At 74.3% G+C, this 21,407-nt stretch carries 18 protein-coding genes; 13 read left to right on the plus strand and 5 right to left on the minus strand.

All coding sequences use genetic code 11. The annotated features are described in order from the left end of the window. Positions 1–150: 150 nt before the first annotated feature. The gene (locus IO40_RS0112965; RefSeq protein WP_031175449.1) at positions 151–1,620 is read right to left on the minus strand and encodes a geranylgeranyl reductase family protein; all 1,470 of its coding nucleotides are present in this window, start codon (positions 1,618–1,620) and stop codon (positions 151–153) included. 127 nt (positions 1,621–1,747) lie between these two features. Between IO40_RS0112965 and IO40_RS0112970 the strand changes: the two genes are divergently transcribed. After that, the gene (locus IO40_RS0112970) at positions 1,748–3,271 is read left to right on the plus strand and encodes a dipeptidase (RefSeq protein ID WP_016467386.1); all 1,524 of its coding nucleotides are present in this window, start codon (positions 1,748–1,750) and stop codon (positions 3,269–3,271) included. A 296-nt stretch (positions 3,272–3,567) separates the two neighbouring features. Here the strand turns inward: IO40_RS0112970 and IO40_RS0112975 are convergent, their stop codons facing one another. Next, positions 3,568–4,605, minus strand: a complete 1,038-nt coding sequence (locus IO40_RS0112975) for an NUDIX hydrolase (protein ID WP_016467387.1) — start codon at positions 4,603–4,605, stop codon at positions 3,568–3,570. A 225-nt stretch (positions 4,606–4,830) separates the two neighbouring features. Continuing rightward, positions 4,831–5,400: a TIGR03086 family metal-binding protein gene (locus tag IO40_RS0112980; protein ID WP_030408742.1), complete on the minus strand. Its 570-nt coding sequence runs from the start codon at positions 5,398–5,400 to the stop codon at positions 4,831–4,833. Positions 5,401–5,886: 486 nt separating this feature from the next. Here IO40_RS0112980 and IO40_RS35290 point away from each other — a divergent pair, with 486 nt between their 5' ends. Together IO40_RS35290 and IO40_RS0112990 are read left to right on the plus strand one after the other, a co-directional pair. Further along, positions 5,887–6,825, plus strand: a complete 939-nt coding sequence (locus IO40_RS35290) for a helix-turn-helix domain-containing protein (RefSeq protein WP_164440277.1) — start codon at positions 5,887–5,889, stop codon at positions 6,823–6,825. A 212-nt stretch (positions 6,826–7,037) separates the two neighbouring features. After that, on the plus strand, positions 7,038–7,364 hold the full coding sequence (locus IO40_RS0112990; protein ID WP_016467390.1) for a DUF8129 domain-containing protein: 327 nt from the start codon (positions 7,038–7,040) through the stop codon (positions 7,362–7,364). Between the two features lie 190 nt (positions 7,365–7,554). On the opposite strand, the gene IO40_RS0112995 is transcribed toward IO40_RS0112990, so the two are convergent. Further along, the gene (locus IO40_RS0112995) at positions 7,555–8,499 is read right to left on the minus strand and encodes an ROK family protein (RefSeq protein WP_016467391.1); all 945 of its coding nucleotides are present in this window, start codon (positions 8,497–8,499) and stop codon (positions 7,555–7,557) included. Between the two features lie 337 nt (positions 8,500–8,836). Here IO40_RS0112995 and IO40_RS0113000 point away from each other — a divergent pair, with 337 nt between their 5' ends. Continuing rightward, the gene (locus tag IO40_RS0113000) at positions 8,837–9,841 is read left to right on the plus strand and encodes a LacI family DNA-binding transcriptional regulator (protein WP_041968803.1); all 1,005 of its coding nucleotides are present in this window, start codon (positions 8,837–8,839) and stop codon (positions 9,839–9,841) included. Positions 9,842–10,111: 270 nt separating this feature from the next. On the opposite strand, the gene IO40_RS0113005 is transcribed toward IO40_RS0113000, so the two are convergent. Next, positions 10,112–10,966, minus strand: a complete 855-nt coding sequence (locus IO40_RS0113005) for an MBL fold metallo-hydrolase (protein WP_016467393.1) — start codon at positions 10,964–10,966, stop codon at positions 10,112–10,114. Positions 10,967–11,412: 446 nt separating this feature from the next. Between IO40_RS0113005 and IO40_RS0113010 the strand changes: the two genes are divergently transcribed. From IO40_RS0113010 to IO40_RS0113050, 9 genes are all read left to right on the plus strand, one after another. Further along, positions 11,413–12,444: a 2,5-dihydroxypyridine 5,6-dioxygenase NicX family protein gene (locus IO40_RS0113010; RefSeq protein ID WP_016467394.1), complete on the plus strand. Its 1,032-nt coding sequence runs from the start codon at positions 11,413–11,415 to the stop codon at positions 12,442–12,444. 71 nt (positions 12,445–12,515) lie between these two features. Then, positions 12,516–13,799 (plus strand): FAD-dependent monooxygenase, encoded by a 1,284-nt coding sequence (locus IO40_RS0113015; RefSeq protein WP_016467395.1) that lies wholly within the window; start codon positions 12,516–12,518, stop codon positions 13,797–13,799. Between the two features lie 19 nt (positions 13,800–13,818). After that, the gene (locus IO40_RS0113020) at positions 13,819–15,237 is read left to right on the plus strand and encodes an MFS transporter (RefSeq protein ID WP_016467396.1); all 1,419 of its coding nucleotides are present in this window, start codon (positions 13,819–13,821) and stop codon (positions 15,235–15,237) included. Positions 15,238–15,301: 64 nt separating this feature from the next. After that, positions 15,302–16,168 carry an FAD binding domain-containing protein gene (locus IO40_RS0113025; RefSeq protein WP_016467397.1) on the plus strand — a complete coding sequence of 289 codons (867 nt, stop codon included), beginning with the start codon at positions 15,302–15,304 and terminating at the stop codon, positions 16,166–16,168. Continuing rightward, the gene (locus IO40_RS0113030; RefSeq protein ID WP_016467398.1) at positions 16,165–18,525 is read left to right on the plus strand and encodes a xanthine dehydrogenase family protein molybdopterin-binding subunit; all 2,361 of its coding nucleotides are present in this window, start codon (positions 16,165–16,167) and stop codon (positions 18,523–18,525) included. The genes IO40_RS0113025 and IO40_RS0113030 overlap by 4 nt, the downstream gene beginning before the upstream one ends. Continuing rightward, positions 18,522–19,064, plus strand: a complete 543-nt coding sequence (locus IO40_RS0113035) for a (2Fe-2S)-binding protein (protein ID WP_031175450.1) — start codon at positions 18,522–18,524, stop codon at positions 19,062–19,064. Before IO40_RS0113030 ends, IO40_RS0113035 begins: the two co-directional genes overlap by 4 nt. Then, positions 19,055–19,798, plus strand: a complete 744-nt coding sequence (locus IO40_RS0113040; protein ID WP_031175451.1) for an SRPBCC family protein — start codon at positions 19,055–19,057, stop codon at positions 19,796–19,798. The genes IO40_RS0113035 and IO40_RS0113040 overlap by 10 nt, the downstream gene beginning before the upstream one ends. Further along, on the plus strand, positions 19,795–20,535 hold the full coding sequence (locus IO40_RS0113045; protein WP_016467401.1) for an isochorismatase family protein: 741 nt from the start codon (positions 19,795–19,797) through the stop codon (positions 20,533–20,535). Before IO40_RS0113040 ends, IO40_RS0113045 begins: the two co-directional genes overlap by 4 nt. Further along, on the plus strand, positions 20,502–21,377 hold the full coding sequence (locus IO40_RS0113050) for an alpha/beta fold hydrolase (RefSeq protein ID WP_016467402.1): 876 nt from the start codon (positions 20,502–20,504) through the stop codon (positions 21,375–21,377). Before IO40_RS0113045 ends, IO40_RS0113050 begins: the two co-directional genes overlap by 34 nt. Positions 21,378–21,407 lie beyond the last annotated feature (30 nt).

Consider the following 21,407-nt stretch of genomic DNA (forward strand, 5'->3'; position numbering starts at 1 on the left):
ACTCGGTCGGTGCCCCGGCGACTGGTCCGGCCACCGCCGGGCGGGCCAGCGGTCACGCCGCGGGCCCGCAACCGGTCTGCAAACCGGAGTCACTCCACCAGTCCGCAACCCGGCGGCGGGCCCGCGATCAGGCTGGAGGCCGCGTCACCGTCACGCTGAACGGCGTGTGGCCGTACCACCGTCACTCTCGCCGTTGTCGCCGCTCTCGCCGCCGGTCCGGCCACCGCTCTCGCCCTCGGAGCGACGGTCGGCACGGGCGCCCTTCTGCGGCGCCGCGCCGGCTGCCGCCCCGACCGCCCCGTCACGGGAACCGTTCTCAGTGTCGGCGCCGCGCTCGGCGTTCCCCGTCTCGCGACCCTCGCACCCCTCGCGTTCCGCCTCGCGGCGGTCGAAGGCGTCGAGGGCGCGGCGGGCGACGGGATGGACGCGGACGACCTCGGCGAGCGAGGTGGCGCCGCGGGTGAAGCGGGCGAAGACGTTCCAGGCGGGACGGAAGCCGGTGAGAGCGGCGTGGAAGAGTCCGGGGCGACGGGCGTAGATCCGCAGCAGCCGCCGTCCGACGCCCATTTCGACACCGAGCCCGGCCTTGACGGCGAAGGCGTAGTTGAGGGCCTGGCGGCGGGCGTCCACCGCGTCGTGCGCCTCGGCGATGCGTACGGCCCACTCGCCCGCGAGCCGTCCCGAGCGCAGGGCGAAGGAGATGCCCTCGCGGGTCCAGGGCTCCAGCAGGCCGGCCGCGTCGCCGCACACCAGGACCCGGCCGCGGGAGAGCGGGGAGTCGTCGGCGCGGCAGCGGGTCAGATGGCCCGAGGAGATGCGGGGTTCGAAGCCGGCCAGTCCGAGGCGGCCGATGAAGTCGTCCAGGTAGCGTTTGGTGGCCGCGCCGTCGCCGCGGGCGGCGATGACGCCGACGGTGAGGGTGTCGCCCTTGGGGAAGACCCATCCGTAACTGCCCGGCAGCGGGCCCCAGTCGACGAGGACGCGGCCGGCCCAGTCCTCGGCGACGCTGTCGGGGACGGGGATCTCGGCCTCCAGCCCGAGGTCCACCTGTTCCGCCTTGACTCCGACGTGCGCCCCTATCCGGCTGGCGCTGCCGTCGGCGCCGACGACGGCGCGGGCGAGGACCGGCTCGTCCTCGCCGGACAGTACGACGGCGACGGTGCGGCGGTCGGGGACGGCGGGGCCGTGCTGTTCGACGCGGGAGACGGTGACGCCGGTGCGCACCTCGGCGCCGGCCTTGACGGCGGACTCGACCAGCGCGTTGTCGAACTCGGGCCGGTTGACGAGCCCGAACAGCATGGTGCGGGAGCGCCGGGTGCGGGAGAGCTTGCCGTTGAGGGTGAAGGTGACGGCGTGCACGCGGTCGCGGAGCGGCAGGTCGAAGCCGGGGGGCAGCGCGTCACGGGAGGGGCCGATGATGCCGCCGCCGCAGGTCTTGTAGCGGGGCAGTTCGGCCTTCTCCAGGAGCAGCACCTTGCGGCCGGCGACGGCGGCGGCGTACGCGGCCGAGGCGCCGGCGGGGCCGGCACCGACCACGACGACGTCCCAGACAGGGCGGTCCTGTGCCCGGTCCACCGTGGGCTCGGCGTCCTCGTTCCCGGCTGCGTTCTCGCTGCTCACGATGTGCTGTGCTCCCGCTTGACCTCGGATGACGGAATGGCCCACCGCATCCTACGGGGCGGCAGTGGTGCGATACACATGTGTCCGTACACGTGTGCCAACGTCGCGCCCACAAGGAGCGTTCCCCATGCAGCAGCCTCCGTCCGACCCGACGGCCGTGCCCGCAGCCACCGGCTCCTCGCCCACCGGTTCCGCGCCCGCCGGTTCCGGCACCGGCCCGTCCCACGAGTCCCCCGGCGGGTCCGCCGCCGGCCGGGAGGCCTCCGGCTCCTTCGGCGGGTCCGCCGCCGCGGCGGGCGTCGCGAACACCGTCGCCGCGCTGATGCCGCGGGCGAAGTCCGAGCTCGCCGAGCTGGTGGCGTTCCGGTCGGTGGCGGACCCGGAACAGTTCCCCCGCAGCGAGTGCGAGGGCGCCGCCGAGTGGATCGCCCGAGCGCTGCGCGCCGAGGGCTTCCAGGACGTGGCGACGCTGGACACGCCGGACGGCACCCAGTCGGTCTACGGTTTCCTGCCGGGGCCCGAGGGGGCGCCGACGGTGCTGCTGTACGCGCACTACGACGTGCAGCCGCCGCTGGACGAGGCCGCCTGGCGCACCCCGCCGTTCGAACTGACCGACGGGGCCGACGGCCGCTGGTACGGGCGGGGCGCGGCCGACTGCAAGGGCGGCTTCATCATGCACCTGCTGGCGCTGCGGGCCGTCAGGGAGAACGGCGGGCTCCCGGTGTCCGTCAAGATGATCGTGGAGGGTTCCGAGGAGCAGGGCACCGGCGGGCTGGAGGAGTACGCGCGGTCCCGTCCGGAACTGCTGGCGGCGGACGCCATCGTCATCGGGGACGCGGGCAACTTCCGCTGCGGGCTGCCGACCGTCACCGCCACGCTGCGGGGCATGGCGCTGCTTCGCGTCCAGGTCGACACCCTGGAGGGGAACCTGCACTCGGGGCTGTTCGGGGGTGCGGCGCCCGACGCGCTGGCGGCTCTGCTGCGCACGCTGGACTCCCTGCGGGACGCGGACGGCAACACCGTCATCGACGGGCTGGAGGCCGGCGCTCCCTGGGAGGGCATGCCCTACCCGGAGGAGGACTTCCGGCAGGACGCGAAGGTGCTGGACGGGGTCGGTCTGCTGGGCAGCGGCGCGGTCGCCGACCGGCTGTGGGCGCGCCCGGCGGTGACGGTGCTGGGCATCGACTGCCCGCCGGTGGTGGGTGCCACGCCGTCGGTGCACGCCTCGGCGCGCGCTCTGGTCTCGCTGCGGATCCCGCCGGGCACCGATGTCGAGAAGGCCGTCGAACTGCTGGTGGCGCACGTGGAATCGCACGTGCCGTGGCAGGCCCGGGTGACCACGGAACTGGTGGGCAAGGGCCAGCCGTTCAGCGCGGACACCACCAGCCCGGCATATTCGGCGATGGCCGATGCCCTGCGCGCGGCGTACGACGGGCAGGAGATGCAGATCTCGGGTATGGGCGGTTCGATCCCGCTGTGCAACGCGCTGGACGCGCTCTACCCCGAGGCGGAGATCCTGCTGATCGGGCTGAGCGAGCCGGAGGCGCAGATCCACGCGGTCAACGAGAGCGTGGACCCGCGCGAACTGGAGCGCATGGCGGTGGCCGAGGCCCTGTTCCTGCGCGGTTACGCCGCCCAGGCCGCCGGCTGACCCACGGCGCGCGGGGCGGGCGGGTTGGGGCCCCTAGCCGCCCTCGGACCTCGCCCTCGGGGCCGGTCCTCGGGGCCGGTCCTCGGCGATGGCCCGTCCGGGTGTACGGCCTGGCCCCGGCCGGTCCGGGACGTGCGGCCCGGCCCCGGCCCCGCACCGAGCCTGGCCCGGCCCGGCGCCGGCTCCGGGCCGCACGGGGCCGGCGCCCCACGGTGCCGTACGGCCCCCGGCTCGCACACACGTGGGGCGGCGCGCGGGCACGGCGCCCGCACCCCGCCCCACATCGCGCGGGCGCGTCAGCGCAGCAGGTGGCGGCAGCCGGTGGGGACGCCCGCCTCCAGGTAGAGGGGGTGGCCCGACCGGCGGGCCCGCAGGGCGCAGCGGAGCCTCTCCAGGCGGTTGGGCGGCAGGAGCTGGGCGGCCTCGTCCTCGGTGACGAAGCGCCAGCCGCGCAGTTCGGCGCTGGGCAGCAGCAGGGCGGCGGCGTCGTCCTCGTCGAGCCGTCCGCCGTCGAACAGCAGCCGCATGCCGCCGAACGCGGGCGGGTGCGGGGGTTCCCAGTCGACCACCAGCAGTGCCGGTTCGCCGGTCAGCCGCAGCCCGAGTTCCTCGAAGACCTCGCGGACGCCGGCGACGCTCGGGGCCTCGCCGCGCTCCACGACGCCGCCGGGGAACTCCCATCCGGGTTTGTAGGTGGGATCGACGAGCAGCACCCGGTCGCGGTCGTCGAAGAGCAGTACACCGGCGGCGACGGTCTCCCCCGTGGGCTCGGGGGTCTGCACGATGTCCACGGCGCCCTCGCCCGCCCGGATCGCGTCGGCGAGGCGTTCGGCGGTGCGACGCGGGGTGAGGTGGGTGGTGTTGACGGTGTGCGCCTCGGCGGTGATCCAGGGCAACGCGGCCTGGTAGGGGTGCAGATGGCCGAGGCACCAGGCGCGGGTGGTGCCGCCGTCGGCGGCGGCGCGGGCGTCGATGCGGGCGCGCAGGGCTGGTTCCTCGGCGTGCAGCAGCAGGTGCCGTACGGGTATACGGCGTGCGGCGAAGGCGCCGAACATCTCGTCCCGGTACTCGCGCCGGAGCAGCGTCATCGGGGTGATCAGCGGGCCCGGTACCTCGGTGAGCAGGGCGGCGGCCGTCTCCACGACGAGCCGCCGCCACGAGCGCAGGTCCTGGAAGTCGGCTATCTGGCCGAGGCGTTCCTTCGGCAGCATCCATCGCAGCCCGGCGCCGATGACCTCCGGGTCGTACAGCGTGCTGCCGGGGAGCAGGTCCAGGAGTTCGTACGCCGCAGTGGTCTTGCCCGCGCCGAACGCGCCGTTGAGCCAGACGATCACGGTGGTCCCCCCTCATCCGTTGTCCCCCGTTCAGTTGCCCGCATCACCCGGTAGGGGAAACGCGCCGGGGCGGCTCTGACCCGGCCCGAGGAGGCACGGCGCCTGCGCCCCGGCGCGTTCGACGGGCGCTCACGACCCCCTGACGGTACGACACCGGGCGAACCGGCGCGCCCCACGAGACGTGCTGACGGAGGGATGGACGGGGAAGCGCTCAGGCAGGCGCGGTCAGCAGGGCGACCAGTGGGGGTCGCGGCCCGTGCCCGCCAGCAGCTTCTCGAAGGGGGTGGCGTCCGGCGGCACGGGGACCTCCTCGCCGAACACCCCGGCCTTGCGCGCCATGGGACCGATCTCCTCGAAGGCGGGGCGGATCTCCCCGAGGGCCGCCATGTCGGGCCGGTACTCCTGGCCGGTGGCCCGGGCCAGGTCCCAGCCGTGGACAACCACGTCGCCGATCACCATGTGGGCCACGGTGCGCTGCGGCAGCCCCATGCCGGGCGAGACGCCGTCCAGCGCGTCGGGGGCCGACCACGCCTCGACCAGCTTCACGGTCTCCTCGCCGAAGCGGGACCGCCAGTCGCCGGTCACGTAGTCGGGTGTGGTGGAGAAGTCGGCGGGTTCCTTGGCGGCGAGCCCCTGGAAGCTGACGACGACGTGGAAGAGGTGGTTGAGCAGCGCGTGGACGTCGTACTCCGCACAGGGGGTCGGGGCGGAGAGCTGATCGTCCGCAATGCCGCGGATCACCGGTTCGGTGGCCCGCGCCGCGCTGTCCATGAGAGGGGAGAGTGCGTTCGCCATGCGGCCAAGGTATGCCCGGCCACCACCCGGCGGCTTGAAGAAACGCGACACTCGCCCCCGCAATAGGATCACCCCATGACGGGTCCGGGCGGGGCGAACTGCCGCACACACGGCGCGGGACGGGACAGCTTCACCGGCGTCCCCGCGACTTCCGGACCTCCCGGCCGTTCCGGCGTCTCCGCTGTCTCCGGGCCGCCCGGCCGTTCCCGCGTCCCCGCTGCTTCCGGCGCTCCCGGCGGTTTCGGTGATGCCGAAGGTTCCGGCGTCCCCGGCGATCTCAGCAGCCCCACCGATCTCACCGCCCGCACCGACCTGGCCGACCCCACCGGCTCCGTCGTCCCCGCCCACCTCGCCGACCGCGCCGCTTCCGCCGACCTCGCCGATTCGACCGGTCTCGCCGATTCGACGGGTCTCGGTTCCACCGACCTCGCCGATACAACCGGTCTCGCCCATATCAAAGGCTTCGGCGCCCCCACCGGGCCGCCCGTGCCGCGGCGGGCCGGGGGCCGGCCCCTCCCGGCAGCCGCCGAGGGGACGCGCCGGGACACGCGGGGCATCGTCGAGGCGCCCGAACTGCTGGCGCGGGTACGTTTCCGCCGCAGACCGGCCGCCCCCGCACTGCGGCGCTGGGTCGAGCACTACTGGCTGATCGACTGGGACCTCACTCAGCCGTACGTCGCGCAGGTGGTGCCGCATCCGTGTGTCAACGTCGTCTTCGAACGGCGCGGCCCGGCGGGGCTCGCCCCCGGGGCGGGGGTGGTGGCCGGCCCGGCGTCCGAGCTGTTCACCACCAAGCTGGAGGGGGTGGGCCGGGTGTGCGGCATCCAGTTCCGGCCGGGGGGCTTCCGCCCCTTCCTGACGCCGCCCCGCCCCCTGACCACGCTCACGGGCGGGCAGCTGCCCCTGCCCGCGGTGTTCGGCGACGGCGAAGCGGTGACGGCGGCACCGTCCCGGGTGCTCGACCCCACGTCGGAGGACGCGCGCGTGGCCGCGCTCGACGGGTTCCTGCTGTCCCTCTCCCCCGTCGCCGACCCGCAGGCGGACCGGGCCATGGCGCTGGCCGGACGGATCCGGCACGACCGTTCCGTACGGCGGGTGGAGGAGCTGGCGGCGGACGAGGGGCTGTCGGTGCGCGCGCTCCAGCGCCTGTTCGCCGCCTACGTCGGTATCGGCCCCAAACAGGCGATCCTCCGCTACCGGGTGCACGAGGCGCTGGAGCACGCCACCGAACACCGCACGACCGACTGGGCGGCCCTGGCGTCGGAGCTGGGCTACAGCGACCAGGCGCACCTCGTCCGCGACTTCACCGCGGCGGTCGGCCTCACCCCGGCCGCGTACGCCGCCCGCTGCGGCGGCGGTGCCACGAGCCGTCACTACGGTCACGAGGGGGAGCCCGCGGCCGGCAGGCAGGTTCCGCACAGCTGACCGGTCCGCACATCCGTGCCGCGCCCCCGGTCGGCGGCCCTCGCCGGGCGAGGTGGGGCCGGGCGTCCACGTGTGCCGGGCGCACGGGTGGTTACCCGCTGGCTGCGGCGTTCCACCGGGGCGCCGCGCCTGGAGGAGACGGCGCCCGCTCCCGCGACGGTCGGGCGGGCCCGGACGAACCGGAATCCGTCGCACCGAGGAGGCCGGAGACCATGTCAGGACATCATTCCGACGCCCTGCCGCTGCCCGATTACGACCAGTTGCCCGCCGGGAGCGTGGAGCACCGGATCAGGTCGCTGGAGAGCAACGAGGTGCGGCAGCTCCTGGAGCACGAGCGGGGCCACGCCGACCGGCCGCAGGTCAAGGAGGTCCTCACCGCACGCCTCGAACAGCTCGCGTCGGGCGCACAGCCGTCCGGGGGTGACGCGCGTGCCGAGGGCCCGGATGTCCCGACCGGTGCCCGGGGCGGCTCCTCGGTCTCGCCTGCGAGCGCCGCGGAGCCGGACGAGCCGCTGCGGCACGGCAAGTACGAACCCTGAGAACGGCAAGCGGGAGACGTGAGCGGGGCGGGTGCCGGACCACTTGCGCCGGCCCCGTACTCCCGGAAGCCGGCCACCCTCACCGGCCGGTCGGCCGGCTGCCCCGCCACCGGGCGCCCCGGCCCCCTCTCAGACCGCGCCCCGCCTCACGGGGCGCGCCCGCGCACCGGCCGGGCGAGTCCGTGCCGACTCAGGCCACCTCCGCGCCGAGTGCCCGCCACCCGGCGGCAGCCGCGCCCACGAGTCCGGCGTCGGTGCCGGTGGTCGCCGGGGCGATCTCCAGTCCCTGGACGTAGGGCAGCGTGGCGTACCGGGTGAGTTCGGCGCGCAGCGGCGTGAAGAGAACATCGCCCGCGCGGGCGACCCCGCCTCCGATGACGGCGATCTCGATCTCGACGAGGGCGGCCGTGGCGGCGATGCCCGCGGCGAGGGCGCGTGCGGCTCGGGCAAAGGCCGCCCGTGCGAGCAGGTCGCCCGCACGGGCGGCGGCGGCGACTCCGGCGGCGGTGGCGTCCCCGTCGGGGCCGGGCTGCCAGCCGGCCGCCAGGGCGTGCCGGGCGATGTTGGTGCCGCTCGCGATGGTCTCGACGCAGCCATGCCCGCCGCAGGGGCACAGTTCGCCGTCCATGTCGACGCTGATGTGTCCGATGTGCCCGGCGTTTCCGGTGGGTCCGGAGTGAAGGACACCGCCGAGGACGAGTCCGCCGCCGACTCCGGTGGAGACGACCATGCACAGCGCGTCGGCGCGTCCGCGGGCCGCGCCCTGCCAGTGTTCGGCCGCGGCGATGGCGGGGCCGTCGCCGATGAGCGAGACGGGAAGCGCGCCGACGCGGTCGCGGACGCCGGCGACCAGGGGGTGATCGCGCCAGACGGGGATGTTGACGGGGCTGACGGTGCCGGCCTTGGCGTCCACCGGTCCGGCGCTGCCGATGCCGACTGCGCGGACCCGGTCCCAGTCGGGTGCGGTGGTCAGTTCGCGCAGGACGTCGTCCACGGCGTCGCTCATCCTGGCGGCGCTCTCCCGTGCGGGAGTGGGCCGCTGTGTGCGGACGAGCAGTCTGCCGTCGCCGTCCACCAGGGCACCCGCGATCTTGGTACCGCCGATGTCGAGCGCGGCGACGAGGTCGTTGGGCATGGGCAGTTGACTCCTGCGCGTACGTGGGACCCGCGCCGGGCGCGGGTGGGGCCGGACAAGTCTTCCGCCAACTGACAACGTTGTCCAGCCCCGACCCGCCACCGGGGCTATGCTGCACCTGCCGCGCTCGCAGCCGGCCTCCCCGCACGTATCCGACAAGGCACCCGACAAGGACACCAGCGCTGTGGCCCACGCCTCCGACGCCTCCGGCAGCACCGGCTCCGCGCAGCCGCAGGCCGCCCCCGCCACCGGCTCCCCCACCGGCTCGGCCGAAGCGGCCGGGGCCGCGGCGACGCCGCCGGGCCGCGCCGGGCGCCGGCACGCGGGCCGTCCCACGATGAAGGACGTGGCGGCACGGGCCGGGGTCGGCCTCAAGACGGTCTCCCGCGTCGTCAACGGCGAGGCGGGCGTCTCCAGCGACACCGAGCGGCGGGTGCGGGAGGCCATCACCTCGCTCGGTTTCCGCCGCAACGACAGCGCCCGGGTGCTGCGCAAGGGCACGACGGCGAGCATCGGACTGGTCGTGGAGGATCTGGCCGATCCGTTCTACTCCCCGCTCAGCCGGGCGGTCGAGGAGGTGGCGCGGGCCCACGGCGCGCTGCTGATCAACGGTTCGAGCGCCGAGGACCCGGAGCGGGAACGCGAGCTGGCGCTGGCCCTGTGCGCGCGGCGGGTGGACGGACTGGTGATCGTCCCGGCCAGTGACGACCACCGCTATCTTGCCCCCGAGATCGCCGCCGGGGTCGCGACGGTCTTCCTGGACCGGCCGCCGGGGCGGATAGAGGCCGACATGGTGCTCTCCGACAGCTTCGAGGGGGCGCGGGCCGGGGTCGCCCACTTGATCGCGCACGGTCACCGGCGGATCGGTTTCATCGGCGACAAGCCCGGCATCCACACGGCCAAGGAGCGGCTGCGGGGCTACCGGACGGCGATGGCCGAGGCAGGGCTGCCGGTGGCGGCACCGTGGGTGGCGCTGGGGCCGACGGACGCGGAACGGGTGCGGGCGGACGCGGCCCGCATGCTGGACGGCAGTGGGGGCGCGGAGCCGGTCACCGCGTTCTTCTCCGGCAACAACCGGGTGACGGTGACGCTGGTGCGGGTGCTGGCCGCGCCGGACCGGCGGGAGCGTCCGGTGGCACTGGTCGGCTTCGACGACTTCGAGCTGGCCGATCTGCTCTCGCCGCCGGTGACGGTGATCGCGCAGGACCCGGCGGATCTGGGCCGCAGCGCCGCCGAGCTGCTGTTCCGGCGGCTGGACGGGGCGGACGACGCGCCGCGTACCGTCTCCCGTCCCACGACGCTGATCGCCCGGGGTTCGGGCGAGATCCCGCCGGCCGACTGAGCCGGCACCGTCCGCGCGGGCGGTGGGCAGGTCGCCCGCAGGGATGGTCCCGGTGCCTTCCACCTCGACAACTCCTGACACCAGTGCTCCCGGCGCCTGCGGGGATGGTCCCCGCGGCCGGTCCGGGCAACCGCTTTCCGGGGTGTACCCCCCGCACCTGCGGGGATGGTCCCCCGCAGGACTGAACGAACAGGCCATGGCCCGTGCTCCCCGCGGGGATGGGTCCCCCCAACCGGCAACGGCGGCCCGGTCCCTCGCCGGACGGCGCCGTCAGGGCACGGGGACGCGGACCGGTCCGACGGTGCTGACCTCGGCAGCCGCGCTCACGGTGACGCGGGCGCCGCGCGGACAGTCGACGAGCCGGTCGGCCATGCCGCACGTCCGCATCTCGGTGAGGAAGTCCTCGAGCGGGGAGGCGAAGACGGTGTAGTCGTCGTAGTGCACCGGGAGCACCAGGCGGGGCCGCAGGAGCTGTGCCAGTGCGGCGCCCTGCCGTCCGTCCATGGTGACGACCTTGCCGCCGGGCAGGGTGGTGCCGCCCAGGTGGAGGACTGCCAGACCGAGGTCGGGGCAGCGGGCGCCGATCTCGCGCAGCCCCTCGAAGACGAGGGTGTCGCCGCTGAGGTAGATCCGCAGCCGTACCGGCCCGCCGGCGGGCCCGCACTCCAGCAGGCTGCCCATCACCGGGGGCAGCAGCCTCTCCAGCGGGCCGAAGGCGTGCCGTGCGGGCAGGGCTGTGACCTTCACCCGGCTGTCTCCGCGCACCAGTGTGTGGCTCTCCCAGGTGCGCAGTCCCATCGCCCGGCGGAAGCCCTGGACGCCTTGGAGGAAGCGGGCGGCGTGTGGGGTGGTCAGGACGGGGAGGGACCGGTCGAGTCCGCGGCGGGCGACCCGGTCCCAGTGGTCGCCGTGCAGGTGGGAGAGGAGCACGGCGTCCAGGTCGGGCGGCAGGTCCTCGATGCCGACGGCGGGTTCGGTCAGCCGCCGGGACACCAGCCCGTAGCCGAGGTGGGCGTGTTGGCCCTGGTGCAGGAAGTTGGGGTCGGTCAGCAGGGTGAGCTCGCCGTAGCGGATGAGCAGGGTGGCGTTGCCGATGAAGAGGATCTCGGCGCGGTCGTCGTCCATGGTCCACCTCCGCCCTGCCCGGTACCCAGCTGTCGCGGGCGTGTGCACACCTCTTGCCAAGGCGAGTTAGTACGTGTTCGGATTATCTCTGTCGGCAGCGCTCCCGACCGGAAGAGGCGCTGGTCATCGCCGCGTGCGGACGTGATGACCGGCTGCACACCCCGCTCGTCGTCCGCCTGTGCACGCTTCGTCCCCACACCCCGGCACCCGAGTCGACCCACTCCCACCCCCTCCGTTCGTCTTCCCGGACTGTTCCGTACGCGTTTGCCCGCTTTCCGTACGCCTCTTCTGTACGCCTCGGCCGTTGTCCAGGGCTCTCCCAGCCCTGCCCGGGCCCGGCCCCGCTTCCCCTCCTCCGCCCTTCCGGCCGGCCCGTCGCCGTCGCCCGGGCCCCCGCGCGCTGTCCGCACCCACACCTGCCCGAAGACACCCCAGGGAGGTACCCCATGTTCGATTTCTCCTCCGTCGATCTGCTGGACGCCTTCACCCGCGAGCTGCGGCTGTGCAAGGTCACCGAAGGCGAGCACGTCGTCGTGCTGTCCGAGCCGGCCAGCCGCGGCGACTACGTGGCCGCCGCGTTCGGCGCCGCCAAGGCGCTGGGCGCGCACGTCATCGCCGCCACCGTGCCCGGCGGCAGTCCGGCGCCGCTGCCCAGCACCCACACCGGCGCCGGCCCGGGGCTGCGCTCGGTGCTGGCCGACACCACGGCCCAGGACCTGCTCAAATCCGCTGACCTCGTGGTGGACCTCACCCAGGAGGGCTTCATCCACGCGCCCGTACAGCAGGAGATCCTGCGCGCCGGGACCCGGATCCTCTTCGTCTGCGACGCGCCGGACGTGCTCGTCCGCAACCTGCCGGACGAGGGCGACAAGCAACGGGTGCTGCGCGGCGTGGAGTTGCTCAAGTCGTCACGGACCATGCGCGTCACCTCCGCGGTGGGCACGGACCTGACCGTCCAACTGGCCGGCTCCCGGCCCGAGTTCCAGACGGGCTTCGCCGACGACCCCGGGCGCTGGGACCACTGGCCCAGCACGATGGTGCTGTGCTGGCCCGAACTGTCCGACGGGCGGATCGTGCTGGCGGAGGGCGACATCCTGCTGCCGTTCAAGGAGTACGTGCAATCGCCCGTCACCCTGCACATCGCGGGCGGCCGGATCGAGAAGGCGGAGGGCGGCGCCGAAGCGCGGCTGCTGGAGACCTTCTTCGCGGACGCGGACGACGAGTGGGGCCGCCATCTGTCCCACATGGGCTGGGGGCTGATGCGCTCGGCCGACTGGTTCGCCACCGCCATGTACGGCAAGGGCGATCTGATGGGCATGGACGCGCGGGCCTTCGCCGGCAACTTCCTGTGGTCCACCGGCCCCCACCCGGTGCTCGGCCGGGAGTCCTACGCCCACCTCGACATCGCGATGCGCGGCTGCACCGTCTCGGTGGACGGCACCGAGGTCGTCACCGGCGGAGAGCTGGTCGAACGCTGAGCGGACGACCGCAGGCCGACGGCCGTCGGCCATCCCCTCGATCCCGCGAACCCGTCCGGAGGTGGAGCACCGTGGCGCCCAGTCAGTCGTTCCGAGCCGTCATCGTCGGCGGAGGTCTCGGCGGCCTCACCGCAGCGCTGGCCCTGCGACAACGCGGCATCCGGGTCACCGTGCTGGAACAGGCCGCCCGGCTCGGCGAGGTGGGCGCCGGCATCCAGACCGCGCCCAACGCCAGCCGGCTGCTGCTGGGCCTGGGGCTGCGCAGCCGGCTGGAGGCCATCCACACCGAACCGCTCGACCAGGTGCGGCGCCGCTGGAAGGACGGCAGCGTCATCGGGCTGACCCCGCTGGGAGAGCGCTGCAAGGCCGAGTACAACGCGCCCTACTGGCACTACCACCGCGCCGATCTGCACCGCGTCCTGCTGGACGCCTGCACCGATCCGGCCGGCCCCGGCCCCCTGGTGGAGGTGCGCACCAGCAGCCGCGTCGTGGCGCTGGAGACGGACGATCCCGCGCGGCCCGTCGCCGTCACCGACGACGGCCGCCGTCACCCCGGTGACGTGGTGGTCGGCGCCGACGGCATCCGCTCCCGGGTGCGCGAACTGATCGGCGCCGAGGACACCTTGGAGTTCTCCGGCGAGATGTGCTACCGGGCGCTGATCCCCGGAGCGTCCATCGCCGCCGATCCGGCCACCCGCTGGCTGGTGGACCGCTTCCAGTCCACGATCTGGTACGGCCCCGACCGGCACCTGGTGCACTACATGATCAGGGGCGGGGAGTTCCTCAACGTGGTGGCCATCGTCCCGTGCACCGACGAGGTCGCCGAGAAGTGGACGGTGCCCGCCTCCGCCGGGGAACTGGCCGACGCCTACCCCGGGTGGGACGACCGGGTCCCGGCGATGCTGTCGAAGGCCAAGGACGCCGGGGACGACGCCGTCTCGTGCTTCGCCCTCTACTACCGGCGCCGGGACCCGGTGTGGCAGCACGGCCGCATCGTCCTGCTCGGGGACGCCTGCCACGCGATGCTGCCCTACCAGGCGCAGGGCGCCTCGCAGGCCATGGAGGACGCGGCCGTGCTCGCCGAGGAGCTGGGCACCGTCACCGTGGACCGTATCGAGGAGGGGCTGCGCCGCTACGTCGACCGGCGGGCCACCCACGCCGGGATGGTGCAGGACGCCTCGCTGCGCAACAAGACCTTCTACCACCACCCCGACGGCCCCGAGCAGGAGGAACGCGACCGGAAACTGCGGCGCGGCTTCACCGGGGAGTCCGACCTCTCCTACGACTGGCTGTGGTCCGGCACCCCGCTGCGGGACGCGGACGCCACCGCCTTCTCGTACCAGTTCCCCCACTGAGCCGACCCTTGGAGCGGGCGTGCAGACAGGCGACCGGATAGTGCAGGACCTCCCCTTCAGATGGGGCGTGCAGGGCAGGATCTTCGTCATCGGCGGCCTCGGCTACCTCTTCGACGCGTGGGACATCGCGCTCAACGGCTTCCTGATGCCGCTGCTGGGCGCCCACTTCTCCCTCGGTATGGGCGCCCGCGGCCTGGTGGCCACGGCCAATCTCGTCGGCATGGCCGTGGGAGCGGTCGTATGGGGTGCCGTCGCGGACCGCGTGGGCCGCAAGAAGGCGTTCAGCGCGACCCTGCTCGTCTTCGCGGCCTTCTCCGTGCTCGGCGCCCTCTCCCCCACCTACGGGGTCTTCCTGGTCTTCCGCTTCCTGGCCGGTGTCGGGCTGGGCGGCTGCATCCCGGTGGACTACGCGCTGGTCAGCGAGTTCTCGCCGAAGAAGCACCGGGGCCGCATCCTGACCGCGCTCGATCTGTGGTGGCCGATCGGGGTCACCCTGTGCGGGCTGGTCTCCACGGCGCTGATCCCGCTGGCCGGCAACTGGCGCTGGATGCTGGCCACCATGGTGCTGCCGGCGCTGCTGCTGTTCTGGGTACGGCGCGGCGTGCCCGAGTCCCCCGTCTATCTGACGCGGCGGGGCCGGGAGGCCGAGGCCCGCGCGGTCATCGACGATCTGGTGGCCCGCACCGGCGCCACACCCCGGCCGTACGTCATCCCCGCGCCGGAGCCCGACCCGGGCCCGGGCGGAATGCGCGCGGGCGTCGACCAGTTCCGGCGGCTGTGGGGGCACAGCGCGCGCATCACCTCCGTCGCCTGGCTGCTGTTCGTGACGATCATGCTCGTCTACTACGCGGCGCTGACGTGGATGCCCTCCATCCTCAAGGAGGAGGGCTACGGGGAGACCGCCTCGTTCACCGGTACGACGCTGATGAGCGCCGTGGGCATCGCCGGTGTGGTGGCCTCCACCTGGCTGGTCGACGTGGTGGGCCGCAAACGCCTCATCGGCTTCTCCGCCCCGGTGGCCACGGCCGCCCTGGTGGTCTTCGCGCTGGTGCTCCAGGTGCGGACGGCCGCACTGGTGGGCATCGCGGTCTTCGGCTTCCTCATCCAGCTGGCCATCCCCGCGCTGTACGCGTACGTCTCCGAGCTGTACCCGACCACTCTGCGGGCCAGCGGTTTCGGCTGGGCGTCGTCGGTCAGCCGGGTCAGCACCGGGTTCGCGCCGATGCTGTTCGGTTCGCTGATGTGGCCGCTGCTGGGGCTGCCGTTGACCTTCGCCGTGCTCGGCGTGGTCGTCCTCGCGGCAGTGCTGTGGATGGCCCTCGCCGCTCCCGAGACCCGGGGCCGCGAACTGGACACGGTCACCGGGTCCCCGCCGCCCCGGTCCGAGGGTTCCCGCGCCGCGGCGGACGGTGCGCCCGTACCCCCCGTACCGCGCTGACATCCGGTCACCGCTCCCGGCCCGATCACCCCACCCCGGCCCGCCCGGAAGGAGGCCCGGTCCCTTGAAGCCCGCGCCCTTCACCTACCACCGCGCACGCGACATCGACGACGCCACCCGGCTGCTGTCCCGGCTCACGGACGACGGCGGCGACCCCCGTGTCCTGGCCGGCGGCCAGAGCCTGGTCGCGATGATGAACTACCGGCTCGCCCGTCCCGGCCACCTCATCGACATCGGCCGCCTCACCACGCTGCGCGGGCTGCGCACCGGCGAGGACGGCGCCCTGCACATCGGGGCACTCACCACGCACCACGCGGTGGAGACGGCACCCGACGCGGTGCTCGCGCCCGGTTTCACCGTGCTCCGCGACGCGATGCGCTGGGTCGGGCATCTGCCGATCCGCACTCGCGGCACCGTCGGCGGCAGCCTGGCACACGCCGACGCCACGGCGGAATGGTGCCTGCTCGCGGTGCTCCTCGACGCCGTGATCGTCGCCCAGGGGCCCGCCGGCGTACGGCACATCGAGGCCGGCGACTTCTTCCACGGCCACTACACGACCGCGCTCGGACCCGACGAACTGCTCACCGAAGTGGTCTTCCCCCGCCCGGCGCCCCGCGCGGCCCTCACCGAATTCGCCCCGCGCCACGGCGACTTCGCCACCGTCTCCGCCGCAGTGGACCTGGACGTGGCCGGGGACGGCCACACCGTGCGCGGCGGCCGGGTGGCGCTGGGCGGTGTGGCCGCGACTCCGGTGCGCGTCCCCGCGGCCGAGGCGGTGCTGGCGCGGGGCGGCACCGCCGGGCCCGAGCTGGCCTCCGCGGTGGCCCGGGCCGCGGCCGGAGCGGTCGATCCGCCGGCCGACGCGGAGTACCGGCGCGGCCTGGCCCGCACGCTGGTGGAGCGGGCCGTCCGCCAGGCGGTGGCCCGGTGAGCGGGCGGCCCGGCGGGACCGGGCGGCTGGTGGGCACCTCGGTGCGGCGCCAGGAGGACCCGCGGCTGCTTACCGGGCGGGGCCGGTTCACCGACGACGTGCACCTCCCCGGGATGCTGTACGCCCACTTCGTACGCTCCACGGTCGCCTCCGGCTCGGTCGTCTCGCTCGACCTGTCGGCGGTCCGCGAGGTGCCCGGTGTGGTGGCCGCCTTCGACGCCGCCGATCTGGGACTGGGCGACATCACGGCCCGCCTCGACCGGCCCGCCGGGGAGTTCGTGCCCACCGCCATGCCCGTGCTGGCCCGCGACCGGGTGCGGTTCGCCGGTGAGCCGCTGGCCGTGGTCGTGGCCCGCGACCCGTACGCGGCGGAGGACGGGACGGAGGCCGCGAAAGTCGTCCACGACACACGGCCCGCCGTCACCCGCGACACCCAGGCGCTGGCCCCGGGCGCTCCCCTCGTGCACGACGCGGCGGCGGCCAACACCCTGCTGGACGTCACCATGTTCGCCACCGAGGGCATCGACTCGGTCTTCGACCGGGCGCACTGCGTGGTCGACGTCGAGACGCGCACCGGGCGGCAGAACGCCCTGCCGCTGGAGACCCGGGGCGCCGTCGCCGCCTGGGACGACCGCGACCGGCAGTTGGTGCTGCACACCTCCACCCAGGTGCCGCACCAGGTGCGTACCGTCGCCGCCCGCTGTCTGGGCCTGGACGAGCGGGCGGTGCGGGTGCTGGTGCCCGACATGGGCGGCGGCTTCGGCCTCAAGTGCGTGGTGGGCCGCGAGGAGATCGCGGTGGCCGCCGCCGCACTGCGGCTGGGCCGTCCCGTGAAGTGGACGGAGGACCGCAAGGAGGCGCTGACCGCGTCCTTCCTGGCCCGCGAGCAGCACTACCGGGTGCGGGCCGCCTTCGACGCGGAGGGGCGGATGCTGGGGCTGGACGCCGACATCGTCTGCGACATGGGCGCCTACTCCTGCTACCCGTTCACCGCCGGCATCGAGCCGCTGATGGCGGCGGCCGAGATGCCCGGCGTCTACCGGCTGCCCGCCTACCGGGCCAGGGCGCGGGCCGTGACCACCAACAAGGCGCCCAGCGCGCCCTACCGGGGAGTGAGCAGGCCGCAGTTCGTGCTCGTGGTGGAGCGGCTGTTCGAGCGGGCGGCGCGGGAACTGGGCCTGGACCCGGTCGAGATCCGCCGCCGCAATCTGATCACCGAGTTCCCGTACACGGGCGTCAACAACATCACCTACGATCCCGGCTCCTACCGCGAGTCGCTGGACCTGTGCGAGCGGACGCTGCGCGAGGAGGGCTGGTACGCCGCGCGGGACACGGCCGCGGCCGAAGGACGCCACCTGGGCATCGGCTACGCCTGCTTCAGCGAACGCACCGGATACGGCTCGGCCGCCTTCGCACAGCGGAAGATGGAGGTCGTCCCCGGCTTCGACCTGGCCGAGGTCCGGATGGACACCAGCGGGGCGCTGACCGTGACGAGCGGCACCATGAGCCACGGGCAGAGCCACGAGACGACGATGGCCCAGATCGCCGCCGACGAACTGGGGCTGCCACTGGAGAAGGTGCGCCTCCACCAGGGCGACACCGAACGCGTCGCCTACGGCTGGGGCACCTTCGCCAGCCGCTCGATCGCGGTGGGCGGCAGCGCGGTACGGCGGGCCGCGGCCGAACTGGGCCGCAAACTGCGGCACCTGGCGGCGGCCCGCTGGGGCGTCCCGCCCGACGAGGTGGTGCTCGGACCGGGCGCGGTGCGCCGCGCCGACGGCACCGCCGAGCTGAGCCACACCGAGCTGGCCCGTATCGCGTATCTCGCCACGCATCTGCTGCCGGAGGGGATGGAGCCGGGGCTGACGGCCACGGCGTCGTTCGACGGAGTGGGCGACGGCACCTTCTCCAACGCCACCCACGGCGTCGTCGTGGAGCTCCACGAGGGCACCGGGCAGGTGGAGATCCTGCGGTACGTGTGCGTGGAGGACTGCGGGGTGGCCGTCAACCCGCAGGTGGTGGAGGGACAGTGCCGGGGCGGGATCGCCCAGGGCATCGCCGGGGCCCTCTTCGAGGAGATCACCTACGACGCGCAGGGCGAACCGTCCGCCACCGGCTTCATGGACTACAAGGTGCCCACCGCGCTGGAGATCCCCGACGTCACCGTCCGGCATCTGGAGACACCCTGCGCCTTCACCGAGACGGGCGCCAAGGGCGCCGGCGAGGGCGGCACCATCGGTGCTCCCGCCGCCGTGCTGAACGCCGTCAACGACGCCCTGCGCCCCACAGGTGTGGAGCTGAACGACATCCCCGTCACCCCGCAGACGATCGCACACGCCCTGGAGCAGCACTCATGACAGAGACCACCCACCGTCCGGCCGGGCAGCAGCTGCTGGGTCTGACGGTCAACGGCGAGCGGCGCGAGGTGCTGGCCGAGTCCCGGCGCACCCTCGTGGACGTGCTCCGGCACGATCTGGGCCTCACCGGCACCCATGTGGGCTGCGAACACGGCATCTGCGGCGCCTGCACGGTGCTGGTGGACGGGGCGCCGGCCCGCGCGTGCCTGATGTTCGCCGCGCAGGCCGAGGGCTGCGAGATCCGCACGGTCGAAGCGCTGGGCGAGGGCCCGGACGGACGCGAGCTGGGCGACCTCCAGCAGGCGTTCACCGAGCACCACGCCCTCCAGTGCGGGTTCTGCACCCCCGGCTTCCTGATGCTGGCGGAGGGTTTGCTGAGCGAGCGCCCGGACGCCACCAAGGAGGAGATCCGCGAGGTGGTCGCGGCCAATCTGTGCCGGTGCACCGGCTACCAGACGATCGTCGAGGCGGTCGACGCCTGTGCCGCCCGCCGCCGGGCGGCCACCCCCACACCGAGCGAGGAGGATTCGTGCAGCTGAGCAACACCGTCCTGGTGAAGGCCCCGCCCGAGGAGGTCTTCTCGCTGGTCAACGATGTCGAACGGGTCGTCTCCTGCATGCCGGGCGCCGCGCTGGAGGGGCGCGACGGCGATGCCTGGCTGGGCGGGGTCACGGTGAAGGTCGGCCCGGTCAGCGCCTCCTACCGGGGCACGGTGCGGTTCGTCCGGGTCGATCCCGAGGCGCTGACGCTGCGCGTGCAGGCCCGGGGCGCGGACACACACGGCAGCGGGGACGCGGAGGCGGAGGTCGCGCTGGCCGTGGTGCCGGCGGACGGCGGCGCCGAGCTGCGACTGGAGACGGACCTGCTGATCCGCGGCAAGATCGCCCAGTTCGGCAAAGGGGCGGTCGCCGCGGTCTCGGACCGGCTGCTGGCCCAGTTCGCCCGCAATCTCGGTGCGCTGCTCGACCAGGACCGTACCGGGCAGGGACCGCCGGACGCCGGGACGGCGACCGCGCAGGCAGCGGCGACCGCGCTCCGGGCAGCCGCGGCGGCCGTACGACCGGCACCGCCGGCTGCCGCCGCCGTGCGGGCGCCGGCCGCGCACCCGGCGGGGGCCGCGCCGGCCCCGCTGGACGGTCTGTCGCTGCTGGCCGGCCCGGCGGTGGCCAAGTACGCGCCCCTGGTCGGCGCCTTCGCCTTCGGCCTGTTCGAGGGCTGGCTGCTCGGCCGGACCCTGACCCGTGAGCGGCGGGCGGCGAGGTGCTGCCGGTGACCGCCCACGACTCCCCCACCGATGTCACCGCCGCCACCACCGACGCGACGACCGATGCGACCTACGCGCGCGCCGGGTTCGGCGCCCCGGTGCGCCGGGGCGTCCGGCCCGCGCTGGTCGTCGTCGATCTGACCCGCGGCTTCACCGAACCGGCGTTCCCGACCGGAGCGGACCTGACGGCGGTCGTGACGGCGACCGGCGCGCTGGTCGAGGCGGCACACCGGGCCCGGGTTCCGGTGATCTGGACGGCCATCGTCTACACCCCGGCGGAGGCTCAGGGCCATACGGTCACCTGGCTGGAGAAGGCGCCGGGCATGCGGGCTCTGACCGAGGGGAGCGAGGCGGTACGGCTCGACCCCCGGCTGCCGTCCCGCCCGGAGGACCCGCTGATCGTCAAGAAGGGCGCCTCCGCCTTCTTCGGCACCTCCCTCGCCGCCTCGCTGACCGCGCTGGGCGCCGACACCGTGCTGGTGTGCGGCGCCACCACCAGCGGCTGTGTGCGGGCCACGGCCGTGGACGCCGTCCAGTCCGGCTATCCCGTGCTCGTGCCCCGCGCCTGCGTCGGCGACCGGGCGAGGGGCCCGCACGACGCGGCGCTGTTCGACATCCAGGCCAAGTACGGCGATGTCATCGGCCAGGACGACGCCCTCGCGTATCTGCGCCACCCCGACCGTCCCCGCACCGACCGACCGCAGGAGGAGCCGTGCCCCACGCGCCCGCACCACCGCGTTTCCTGACCCCGGCCGCGCTCGCCGATCTCGCCGCACTGCCCGCCACCAGCCGCTGGGTCCGCTCCGCTCCCGCCGACGGTGCCGGCGGCGGGGTGCCCCTGCACGTCCTCGACTACGGCGGCACCGGCCGGCCGCTGCTGGTCCTGCCCGGCATCACCTCCCCCGCGGTCACCATGGACTTCGTGGCCCGCGAGCTGACGGACCTGGTGCGCCCCCTGGTGCTGGACGTGCGGGGCCGCGGCCTGTCCGGTGACGGCCCCTGCACGCTGGAGGCGTACGCCCGGGACACCGACGCCGTCATCCGGGACCTCGGCCTGGAACGGCCCCTGCTGCTGGGGCACTCCATGGGGGCGCGTATCGCCGCGGTGACCGCCCTGCGCGGTAGGGCGGAGGTGGCCGGCACCGTCTTGGTGGACCCCCCGATGAGCGGGCCGGGGCGCGGGCCGTACCCGACCCCGCTGGCCGTCTTCCTCGACCAGCTCGCCGAGGCGCGGCAGGGCACCGACGCCGCCCGGGTCGCCCACTGGTGGCCGCGCTGGCCGCACCGCGAACAGGACCTGCGGGCCCGCTGGCTGGCCAGTTGCGGGGAGGCCGCGATCCGGGAGACCCACGAGGGCTTCGCCTCGGACGACTTCTTCGACGTGTGGCCGAAGCTGACCGTCCCGACGGTACTGCTGTACGGCGCCGAGAGTCCCGTGGTGACGCGGGCGGGCGCCGCGGAGGCCGCCCGGACGCTGCCTGCGGCGCGGCTCGAAGCGGTGCCCGGGGCGGGGCACATGGTCTTCTGGGACGCCCCGCGCACCGCCCTCGGGCTGTTGCGCGAGGTGCTGCGCAGGCTGCCGGGCTGAGGCGGCGCAAGTGCCACCCCGCCTCGCCGG

Origin of the sequence: Streptomyces albus subsp. albus, assembly GCF_000725885.1 — a bacterium.
Classification (GTDB): domain Bacteria; phylum Actinomycetota; class Actinomycetes; order Streptomycetales; family Streptomycetaceae; genus Streptomyces; species Streptomyces albus.